Raw genomic sequence first — 10,176 nt, forward strand, 5'->3', positions numbered from 1 at the left:
TCTTCGCTCCCACTGTCACCGGCTCCGTCACCCATGCGCGTCCCGTCGTCACGGTCGCCATGTGCCGCCGCTCCCGGGAAGGCCAGATTCATGCCCGTCCAGACGTCCAAACTTTTCGAATCAGTCCTGCACGACCTTCTCTTCACCCGGACCCCGCAGGCTGCGTTCGCGCAGAACGCCCAACTGCTGTTGCAGGAGCGGTACCTGGCACGGGACGCGATCGGCCAGGTAGTGGAGACCCCGGAAGCGATGCTGCAGCGGGTGGCCCGGGCTCTCGCCCGGGCCGAACAGCCGGACGCCGCCGGACCGTGGGCGACGGCGTTCTACGAGGTGATGGCCCGCCTGGAGTTCCACCCGGGCAGTCGCACCCTCGCCAACGCCGGCACGCACCGGCCCCAGATGGCCAACTGCTTCGTCTTCCCCGTCGAAGACTCCCAGGAAAGCGTGTTGCGGACCTTTTCCGAGTCGTCGATCGTCAAGAGTTACGGCGGCGGGTGCGGCTTCAACTACTCGAATGTCCGACCCCGCGGCGACGACGTTCGGGGCAGTTCCGGGCTCGCCGTCGGCCCGGTAGCACTGCTCAAGCTCTTCGACGACGCGACGAAACTGTTCCGGCAGCGCGGCCGGTACGAGAGCGGCAACATGGCCATCCTCGACGTCGACCACCCTGATGTGCTGGAGTTCGTTGCGGCCAAGCGGCAGGACGGCTGGCTGAGCATGACGAACATTTCACTCGGAGTGAGCGACGCCTTCATGCGGGCCGTCGAGGCGGACACCGACTGGACGCTGGTCAACCGCCGCACCGGCGCAGCGGTCCGGACCCTGCCCGCGCGGGAGCTCTTCGCCGCGACCTGCGAACTGGCCTGCGAAACGGGTGACCCCGGGCTGATCTTCCTCGACGCGATGAACCGGAACAACCCGCTGCGCGACTCCGTGGGCGACATCGCCGCCACCAACCCCTGTGGCGAGATCGGGCTCTATCCCTACGAGGCCTGCAACCTCGGCTACGTGAACCTTCCCCGGCTGCTCCTGCCGGCGGACCGCCGAGACGCCGCCCACCTGTTCGACCTCAACCGGCTACGCGCGATCATGGCAGCCGGCGTGCGGATGATCGACAACGCCATTTCAGAGTCGTGGTTCCCGGTGGCGGAGATTCGGGAGGCGGTCCGCGGCAACCGGCGTATCGGCATCGGGGTCACCGGCTGGGCGGAGAGTCTGGCGCTGGCCGGCATCCCGTACGACTCGGACGAAGCGCTCGCGGCCGCGACAATGCTGGCCCGGTCCATGCGCGAGTTCGCCTATGACGCCTCGGTCGCGCTGGCGAGGGAGCGGGGCCCCTTCCCCAACGTCCACCGGTCGGTATGGAAGGACGCCGACGAGCAGCCACGCAATGTGGCCCTACTCGCCATGCCGCCGAGCGGCAACAACGCGGTCATATTCGACACAAGTTTCAGCATTGAGCCTTTCTTCGCGATGTCCTACACGCAGCGGGTGTTCGGCGGCCGAGAGATCCGCTCCGTCAACCGGCTACTGCTGCGGGAACTCGCCGAGCACGGCGTGCATGAGACGGACCTCCTCCAGGAGATCGCCGGCAACGGTGGCGGCGTGCAGGGACTGTCTCTGGTACCGGAGCAGATCCAGCGCGTCTACAAGACCGCTCACGACATCAGCCCGGAATGGCACGTCCGCATGCAGGCAGCCTTTCAGGAACACGTGGACAACGCAGTCACCAAGACGGTCAACCTCCCGCGTACCGCAACGCCTGAGCAGGTGGCCGAGCTGTACCAGCAGGCGTGGCGGCTGGGTTGCAAGGGAATCACCGTGTACCGGGACACGTCCCGGGCCGACCAGGCGATCGAGGCGACCCGGCCGACGGAGACTGCCGCGACCCCAGAAGCAAGCTGCGACCCGACGGACGGCACGTGCGCCGTCTGTGAGTGACCACGCCGAGTCTGCCGCGCGCGCGGTCCCGCCTGACCTTTCACGAATGGAGCTTCCAATTGAGCCGCGATCTCTGGGAACGCGAGTATGTCAGCCATTCCATCTCGTCGTCGACGAACAACAGGCCGTCGCACGGTGCCGACTTCCTCCGCCGGCAACTGCCAAGGATCGCGCGAGTAGCCGGGCCGCCGCGCCTGCTCGACCTGGGGTGCGGCGGCGGCCGGAACACCACCGTGCTCGCCGAGACCGGGCTTGCCTTCTTCGGTATGGATTTCGCCCACCGGCCGTTGCTGGCGGCCCGCTCCCGTCCGGGTGTCGGGCCCGCGCGGCTGGTGCAGGCGTCGATGACGGCGCTGCTGCCATTCCGGGACGGCGCGTTCAGCCTCGTGACTGCCTTCACCAGCCTGGAAAATGTGACCGAGGACGAGCGACTCGAAGGGCTCGCGCGGGAGCTGCGGCGTGTTCTGTGTCCTGGCGGGTTGTTCTTCGCGTACTTCCTCACCCCCGAGGACGGCTACTACCTGCCGCTGATCAACCGGGACAGCGCGGGGCGGAACCTCACCTACGATCCGGTCACGGACCTGCGCCAACGGGTATACCGGGTCGAGGAGCTCGCCACGCTGTTCGAGCCGTCCTTCTCACTGCTGGAATTCGAGTCGTTCTCCTTCCCAGACGTCCGCTCGGGAGCCGTGCACCAGCGACGGTTGGCCGGCGCGATCTGGCAGCACCGAGCCGAGGCGGTAGAGCCGGCATGACGAAAATTGTGCTCGGTTCTGGTTCCCCGTCGCGGCTCGACCTGCTGCGCCGCGCAGGCCTTGATCCCGTCGTCCAACCCAGCGGTGTGGACGAGACACCCCGGCCGGGCGAGACACCCCGGCAGCTGACCGAGCGGCTGGCCCAGGCGAAGGCCACAGCAGTCGCTGCCACCGTTGACGACGCGCTTGTCATCGGCTGTGACTCAGTGCTGGAGTTCGACGGCGTGACGTACGGCAAGCCACACAAGCCGGACGTGGCGCTCGACGTGTGGCGGCGCATCTCGGGGCGGGCGGCAGTCTTCCATACGGGGCACTGCGTTGTCGACACCCGGACGGGGCACACCGCCGCCGAGGTGTGCTCCACTGACGTCCGCTTCGCGGAGGTCACCGACGACGAGATAGCTGCCTACGTCGCCACCTCGGAGCCGCTGCGGGTGGCTGGTGCCTTCAAAATCAACGGGCGGGGCGGGTGGTTCGTGGACCACGTCGTGGGGCATCCGTCGAACCTGGAAGGACTGTCGCTGCCCGTCCTGCGACGCCTCCTGCGCCGACTGGACGTCCACACCGTTCAGCTTTGGACGTGAACATGCGAACCGGACGCGACGCTCCGAGCGCCCCCACGCCCCCGTCTGCCAACGGCCGCCCGCCGACACCACCGCGGGTTGTCGTCGTCGGCGACGTGACCACCGATGTCGTCGCCCTGTTGAAGGCTCCGCTGGCTTTCGGCTCGGACACACCAGGCACGGTGCGGACGCTGCCCGGCGGGCAGGGCGCCAACACCGCCGCCTGGTTGGCCTGGCTCGGCCGCCGGGTCACCCTCGTCGGCACCGTCGGCGACGACGACGCAGGGCAGGCGCGGGTACGTGAGCTCACCGCGGCGGGGGTGCGATGCGCCGTGCGCCGGTGCCCCGGCCTCCCCACCGGCACTGTGCTGGTGCTGTCCCGCAGCCACGACCGGACGATGGTGTCCCAGCGTGGTGCCAACCTTCACCTGGACGGCCACGACATCACCGAGGCCCTCGCCGCGGCCACCGACGCGCGCCACCTTCACCTGTCCGCATACCCGCTCCTTGACGAGCCGTCGCGGACGGGCGGGCTGAGGGCGCTCGCAGAGGCCCGCCGACGGGGTATGACGATCAGCGTGGACGCCGCCTCCGCTGAACCACTGTGCCAGGCCGGGCCGGACCGCTTCCTGAAATGGGTGGCCGACGTCGACATTCTGCTCGCCAACGCCGACGAGGCGACGGTCCTCACCGGCAAGGCGGATCCTCGCGAGGCAGCCCGGCGCCTGGCCCGTATCGTCCGCAACTCGGTGGTGAAGCTGGGCAGGGACGGCGCGCTCTGGTGCGAAGGTGGCAACGTGGTGCACCGCGTCGAAGCCCCGACGGCCCCGGTTGCGGACAGCACCGGAGCCGGCGACGCCTTCGCGGCCGGCCTCGTCGCCAGGTGGGTCGATGGATCCGCGCCGGCGGCGGCCCTGCGCCAAGGCTGTGAACTTGGCTCCCTGTGCGTCACCCTGGTGGGCGGCCGGCCAGGCCCCGCCCCTCAGCGAGCCGGAGGTGCTCCAGAAACGCTGCCCAGCAGCAGCGTTGAGGCATAGCGGGAGAGAGTCAGCGTGGCGGCGAGGCCTGCTCCAGCGGGTGCCCATGGGAGGGTGACCCGATCGCTGCGTAGAACGGCCGGTTCGCGACCTGCCCATCTCTCACCTTGACCACGATCGCGTCGATGAACACCGCCGCGTGAACCCCGTCCAAGGGCCGATGCGACCAGTCGATCACCTTGTCGGTAATCCGCGAGATCGTCTCCTTACAGGTCGGGCGAATACTCGGCCAGGTAGCGGGCCAGTTGCGCCGCGGCGAGCAGGTAGTTGTACCGCGTCGTCTCCGGGTAGTTGCCCGCCCGCAGCGTCCGGTCCCAGTCGCGCAGGTACCCCGCCCAGGGGGCCGACAGTGCGTCGCCAGGTCTACCGCGTCCCGCTCCCCCATCAGCACAACACCCGTCACCAAGGGAACGGCACACCCCCACCCATCGCGAGACACTGGCCGCAGGCATGGGATTTCGTGTCGGTGGGGCAACACGAACCATTGCATGGGGGTTCATGTCGGTGGGGCAACACGAACCATTGCCCCACCACCGATGCTGATCGGCACGATCTTGAAGCTCACCTAGCCGGCAGCAGGTAACCACCGCTCCATCAAAGCGGGGGGAACTCACGTAGCCGGCCTGCGTTGTCGTACGCCTACCGGGCCATCGGCACGGTCCGCATCGCTGGTGTGGCTAGGTCCGGATCCCAGGCGGTGAAGGAGATCTCCTTCACCCGGCCGGTGTAGTCGCCCCAGGCCGACTCGGCGGTGCCGGTCGCCGTCGTCGTCGTGGCGTAGGTGAACGTCAGCGCCCGGCATCCGCGGGTCAGCGTCGTGCAGTTCACCCCATCCTGGACCGGAGCCATCATCCGGGTCGGCCGGACGACCTCCTTGCCTGTGACAGTGACCTTCTCCCAGCCCAACGTCGTGGTCTGGTTGCTGCCCGGCACGGTCACCGACGTCGGGAAGTACTTGCCCGCGGCAGTCCCGGTGACCCGGGTGAACAGCACTGTGTTGCCGTCCTCGTCCGTCATCGCGTACGAGCCGCCCGTGGAGATGTACGTCAGCTTGAGGAACTCCATACCGACCTCGGGATCGAAGACGGTGCCGGTACGTTTGGTGAAGCCAATCGTGTCACCCTCCGGCAGACCGACCTGCACCAGTGAGCCGTACACGGTCACCGACGAGGAGGCGCCGTTCCTGCGACACATGCGATTCGCACGGCTCCGGTCGGTGCGGCTGCCTTCCCGAGGAGGCCGATTCCTTCGTCGGCGTCCCGGTACAAGCTGATGACACGTCCCCGCCGAAAGATAGAAGAGGAAGGACCAGTCGATCGGGATCCTGCTCGGGGCGGGTCAGTGGGCGTTGGCGAACCGCTCGACGTCGCTGATCCTGCCCACGACGAGGACAATGTCGCCATACATCAGCACGTCATCCGGAGTGGCGTAGGTGAAGGCAGCGCCCCGTCCGTCGGCCTGCCGCTTGACCGATACGACAGTCACGCCGTACCGGCTGCGGAGTCGAGACTCGCGCAGCGGCACGCTGACGACATCCCGGGGAGGCTTGGTCTTGACCATGGCGTAGTCCTCGTCGACCTGAATATAGTCAAGGATGCGTCCGGTGAGTAGGTGAGCGACCCGCTCCCCCATGTCATGTTCGGGCAGCACCACATGGTGGGCGCCAACCCGTTCAAGAATCTTGCCGTGCTGGCGACTGATCGCCTTGGCCCAGATATCCGGGATCTCCAGGTCCACCAGCAGCGAGGTAGTCATGATGCTGGCCTGGACGTCGGTGCCGATCGCCACGACCACGCGGGGAAACTCCGGTACGCCGAGTTGCCGCAGGGCCTCGATGTCGGTGGTGTCGGCGGTCACCGCGTGCGGCAGTTGCCCCGCGAAGCTCTGTACCACCTTCGGACGGTGGTCGACGGCGAGTACCTCGGTGCCCTGCCGGTGCAGTTCCACGGCGAGCGCGCCGCCGAAACGGCCGAGCCCGACGACCACCACCATTTCTTCCGTGACGTCAGCCAACGATCGTCCTTTCCTCGGGAAGTTCGAACCGGCGGGTGCGCTCCCGCAGCGCGAGCGCGGAGGCGAGGGTCAGCGGCCCGGTCCGGCCCAGGAACATCAGCCCGACCAGGAGCAGCGCCGCGGCCGGCGGCAGGTCGGCGGTGATGCCGGTGGACAGGCCCACGGTGCCGAAGGCGGAGACCGCCTCGAACAGCACCCGGTCGAAACTGTGGGCGGTCAGGGACAGCAGGATGAACGTGGAGACCGTCACCGCGCCGATACCCAGCAGCGCGACGGTGAGCGCCTGGCGTTGGTTGCTCACCGGAACCCGACGACGCCCGACGTTAACCTTGGGCTCGCCGCGCATCTCCGACCAGATGACGAACGCGAGCAGCCCGAAGGTGGTCACCTTGATGCCGCCGGCGGTGCCGGCGCTACCGCCGCCGATGAACATCAGCACATCGGTGGTGAACAGACTCTCGGGGCGCAGCGCAGACACGTCGATGCTGTTGAACCCGGCCGTGCGCGTGTTGACCGAGTGGAAAAAGCCGGCAAGCAGCCTGGCCGGGGCGTCCAGCCGGCCGAGCGTCGCCGGGTTCGAGTACTCGGCCAGGGTGAACACCGCCGTGCCGGCCGTCAGAAGCGTCACGGTGAGGAACACGGTGATGCGGGTCATCACCGACCACATCCCGGGCCGCCGCCAGTTCCGGGCCAGTTCGAACACCACCGGGAACCCGAGACCGCCGATGATGATCGCGGCCGCCACGGTCAGAGTCACCCAGGGGTCGGCGACGTAGCGGATCATGCTGTCGGTGTTGAGGGAGAAGCCGGCGTTGTTGAACGCTGACACCGCGTGGAACACCCCGTGATACACGGCACTCCCGAACGGCTCGTCATAGCCGACCGCGAACCGGGCGGTCAGAACTACTGCTGCGACGGCCTCGCTGAGCAGGCTGAACAGCACGATGTTGCGCACCAGGCGGCGGATGTCACCCAGCCCGAGTGTCTTCGTCTCCACCTGCGCCAGCAACCTGCCCCGTAGGCCGAGCCGCCCGGCGAGCAGCACCGTGAACAAGGTTGCGAGGGTCATGATGCCCAACCCGCCGGCCTGGATCAGTGCCAGGATGACAATCTCGCCGAACCGGGACCAGTACCCGCTGGTGTCCACGGTGACCAACCCGGTTACACACACCGCCGAGGTGGCGGTGAACACCGCGTCTACCACCGCGGCCCGCTGCCCCGACTCGGTAGCGGCCGGCAACGACAACAGCCCGGTGCCGACCGCGACCGCGGCGGCGAACCCACCCACGACGACCTGCGCCGGCTGTTGAAAGCGGGCCAGCACACCCAGCCGTAGCCGTCGCCGCCACCCACGCATCCGGTTCCCCCACCCGTTGCCAAACCGATCACGCCCACAGGAAGCTCTCGTCCACAGGCCGTAGCCCGACGACCCTAGCTTGACCGTATTCTGCCGTCACCGACGGCGGCTGGTCGGAAGGCGTCCGGACGCCGCAGGCGCTACTGCTCCGCGTTGCGATGCCAGACCTCTTCGGTACCCACTGGGAGGTCACCCCGCACCGCTTAAGCTTCTTCGCTACAGCCCGCCAGGGATGGTGCTGCGGTGATCTGCTGGCTTGACTGAAGGGCGGCTATCGCCTCAGCGCCGGTAGAGGTAGGACCGCGTTCACGTCCAGCTACGCCGAAGGCAGTCTGTACCGGCTAGTGCGGGACGCTGTTGGGCGACCGCAACCCTGCAGGCGGTGATGAAACTTCTCATCCCGCGCGCACCGCTCGCGGCAAATCCGTGCGCCTAAGTCCCATGTATTTGGAACTTGCGGTCGCGGTAACGTCCGGGGCCGACAGCATCAGCGAGTTGCAGGCGTGGCTAACCACCCTCAGGCGCTAACCATGGTTGCAGGGAGTAGACCCATCGACGCCTCCGACACGATCACCCTGTGGCGACCCACCGGGCAGGCCGAACTCGACCTGGTCGCGGCGTCCGGATGGCGGGCTTGGCCAGAACGTCTGTCGGACCAGCCGATCTTCTATCCGGTCCTCAACCGCTGGTACGCCACGAAGATCGCCCGTGAGTGGGTCCCTGCCGGCGGCGTCGGCTACGTGACCCGGTTCAAGGTCCAGCGTGCGCACCTGGACCGTTACGAGGTTCATCAGGTCGGTGGCCGCGATGTGCGGGAGTACTGGATCCCTGCAGAGGAGCTTGCCGACCTCAACGCCCACATCGTCGGGGCGATCGTCGAAGAAGCCGGCTACCGCGGTCCCGTGAGCGACCAGGAGTTCACCGACGCGCACCACGCGCTCAACGTAGAGCTACCAGCCAGGTGGCGGGCCTACTTACAAGGTGAGTCATGGTTGCGGCGAGGGTGGATGACGAGCGGAGCCTATCTGTGGCTCAACACGCCACACGAGATGCTTCAGTTGCACCAGGAGTGGGACGAGAGCGCCGACACCCATCCTGGCATCGCGATCATCGGCGGTGACGGCTCCCGGGAACACCTCGTCCTTGACCTGCGCAGCGACCCCGCACCGGTGCTGCTGGTCGACATCACCAGCAGCGGATGGGAAGACGCCATCCGGCAAGCCGATGACGTCGGTGATCTGATCGACCGCATCGAGTCGGGCACTTTCGCGTTCGACTTCGGGGATTAGCGACATCGGCGAGCGGTCGAAGTCGCGGATTGCGGCATGTGCGGGTGCCACCTTCTGGGCCGACCTCGGTGAGACTGTGTTGGTGAATGAGGTGAAGTTGTCTGTACCTGGATATGACTCCCAGCGAGGTGTTATCGCACCGACTGAAGGAGGGCCCATCGTCGTCGAAGTCCGCGACGGCACGATTCAGATTTTCGGTGACTCGGCCGGGCTGCGGGACCTTGCCCGGTGGTGTCTGGCCTTATCCGATCCGACCGCTCCGCCGGGAGCGCACGTCCACCTCGACCCTGGCGTCATGCCGTTGTCCCTGGAATCCAGTCCGCTGATGCTCGCTCTCGAGCGCGGGTGACCGCTCATTCCCGCCGTTCAGATTTAGTAACGCGCGCTCGGCGGCAGATGCGGATGCCGGATTATGGCTTGTCCGTCGGCGTTGACGCCGCCCGACGATAATGGCGAGATGCTTGCGACCAACGCCTGGTGGAACGCGGTCGACCCGCAGTTGCTGAAGCAGATGGACGACTTGCTGTGCACGCGTCGACTGATCCAGGCGGTCGTCCTCCTGCGCCAGGAAGGCGGACTGCAACCGCCGCCCGGCCTGTACGAGGCGCAGGATCTGCTAATCGAGCGACGCGCCGAGCTGGACCGGCAGGGTCTCCTCGAGCCCGAGCCACCGCCACCGACGACCGCGCAGCTGATCGAGAAGGCGGACGCCATCACCGCACCAATTCTCGCCGTCGAAGCCTGTTGGGATGGCGACACACAGGGCTGGTTCGTCGTCCTGGTGGCGATCGTGCGCCGACCGGGCCGACACCACGATCGCTTCGATGAGGTGCCGTTGACGGTGCTACGACACGGCGGAGACATCCGCCTGTTCACCGGGCAGGTACCGCCCTGGCCGGAGGCACAGCAGGCGATCGAGCAGGGCCGGGCTGTCGCGCGACATGTCGGCGTGCCGTTCCACTTCACCAACCCGGAAGCGCCGGACGTCAACCTGCCGCGCTGGTGGGACACACAACCCACCTGACAGGCACACAGCGCACCGTCGGCCGTCACCGGAGATCCGAGATACGGGCGGGACCGTGCACGCTCATCGGCTACTTATCTACTGGTGCTACGACCGCAGCCCGGCCAGGCTTGGTCGAGGTGACCGGCGGGGTGGCTCTCTCATCGGCTGCCCACCGCGATTTGGTGTGGCTCTCACATGGCATGCCTCCTGCCGGT

The 10,176-nt window shown here is 67.4% G+C and carries 10 protein-coding genes and 1 pseudogene; 6 read left to right on the plus strand and 5 right to left on the minus strand.

The window, feature by feature from the left end; translation table 11 throughout:
* The first annotated feature begins 33 nt into the window (after positions 1 to 33).
* The 4 genes from ABGB10_RS20680 to ABGB10_RS20695 are packed head-to-tail and all read left to right on the plus strand — an operon-like array spanning position 34 to position 4,296.
* Positions 34 to 1,941, plus strand: coding sequence for an adenosylcobalamin-dependent ribonucleoside-diphosphate reductase (locus tag ABGB10_RS20680; protein ID WP_347662501.1), 1,908 nt, complete (start codon positions 34 to 36; stop codon positions 1,939 to 1,941).
* Complete coding sequence (locus ABGB10_RS20685) at positions 1,938 to 2,696, plus strand: class I SAM-dependent methyltransferase (RefSeq protein WP_347662503.1); 759 nt, start codon at positions 1,938 to 1,940, stop codon at positions 2,694 to 2,696. Before ABGB10_RS20680 ends, ABGB10_RS20685 begins: the two co-directional genes overlap by 4 nt.
* Entirely contained in the window at positions 2,693 to 3,280 is a 588-nt protein-coding gene (locus ABGB10_RS20690; protein WP_347662505.1) for a nucleoside triphosphate pyrophosphatase, read from the plus strand. The genes ABGB10_RS20685 and ABGB10_RS20690 overlap by 4 nt, the downstream gene beginning before the upstream one ends.
* Positions 3,277 to 4,296 carry a sugar kinase gene (locus ABGB10_RS20695; RefSeq protein WP_347662507.1) on the plus strand — a complete coding sequence of 340 codons (1,020 nt, stop codon included), beginning with the start codon at positions 3,277 to 3,279 and terminating at the stop codon, positions 4,294 to 4,296. Before ABGB10_RS20690 ends, ABGB10_RS20695 begins: the two co-directional genes overlap by 4 nt.
* Before the next feature lie 10 nt (positions 4,297 to 4,306).
* Here the strand turns inward: ABGB10_RS20695 and ABGB10_RS20700 are convergent, their stop codons facing one another.
* The 5 genes from ABGB10_RS20700 to ABGB10_RS20720 form a co-directional block, all read right to left on the minus strand.
* A complete protein-coding gene (locus tag ABGB10_RS20700) occupies positions 4,307 to 4,519 on the minus strand; it encodes a transposase (RefSeq protein ID WP_347662523.1) in 213 nt (70 codons plus the stop codon).
* Entirely contained in the window at positions 4,503 to 4,715 is a 213-nt protein-coding gene (locus tag ABGB10_RS20705) for a hypothetical protein (protein WP_347662524.1), read from the minus strand. The genes ABGB10_RS20700 and ABGB10_RS20705 overlap by 17 nt, the downstream gene beginning before the upstream one ends.
* A gap of 220 nt (positions 4,716 to 4,935) precedes the next feature.
* Positions 4,936 to 5,490 carry a hypothetical protein gene (locus tag ABGB10_RS20710; RefSeq protein WP_347662509.1) on the minus strand — a complete coding sequence of 185 codons (555 nt, stop codon included), beginning with the start codon at positions 5,488 to 5,490 and terminating at the stop codon, positions 4,936 to 4,938.
* Between the two features lie 144 nt (positions 5,491 to 5,634).
* Positions 5,635 to 6,309 carry a TrkA family potassium uptake protein gene (locus ABGB10_RS20715; protein ID WP_347662510.1) on the minus strand — a complete coding sequence of 225 codons (675 nt, stop codon included), beginning with the start codon at positions 6,307 to 6,309 and terminating at the stop codon, positions 5,635 to 5,637.
* Positions 6,302 to 7,666, minus strand: a complete 1,365-nt coding sequence (locus tag ABGB10_RS20720; protein WP_347662512.1) for a potassium transporter TrkG — start codon at positions 7,664 to 7,666, stop codon at positions 6,302 to 6,304. Before ABGB10_RS20720 ends, ABGB10_RS20715 begins: the two co-directional genes overlap by 8 nt.
* Positions 7,667 to 8,196: 530 nt before the next feature.
* On the opposite strand from ABGB10_RS20720, the pseudogene ABGB10_RS20725 reads away from it, so the two are divergent.
* Positions 8,197 to 8,541, plus strand: a pseudogene (locus ABGB10_RS20725) (ADP-ribosylation/crystallin J1); the annotation flags it as partial.
* Between the two features lie 844 nt (positions 8,542 to 9,385).
* A complete protein-coding gene (locus tag ABGB10_RS20730) occupies positions 9,386 to 9,979 on the plus strand; it encodes a hypothetical protein (RefSeq protein ID WP_347662514.1) in 594 nt (197 codons plus the stop codon).
* Positions 9,980 to 10,176 lie beyond the last annotated feature (197 nt).

Origin of the sequence: Micromonospora sp. B9E7 (assembly GCF_039871815.1) — a bacterium.
GTDB lineage: Bacteria > Actinomycetota > Actinomycetes > Mycobacteriales > Micromonosporaceae > Micromonospora.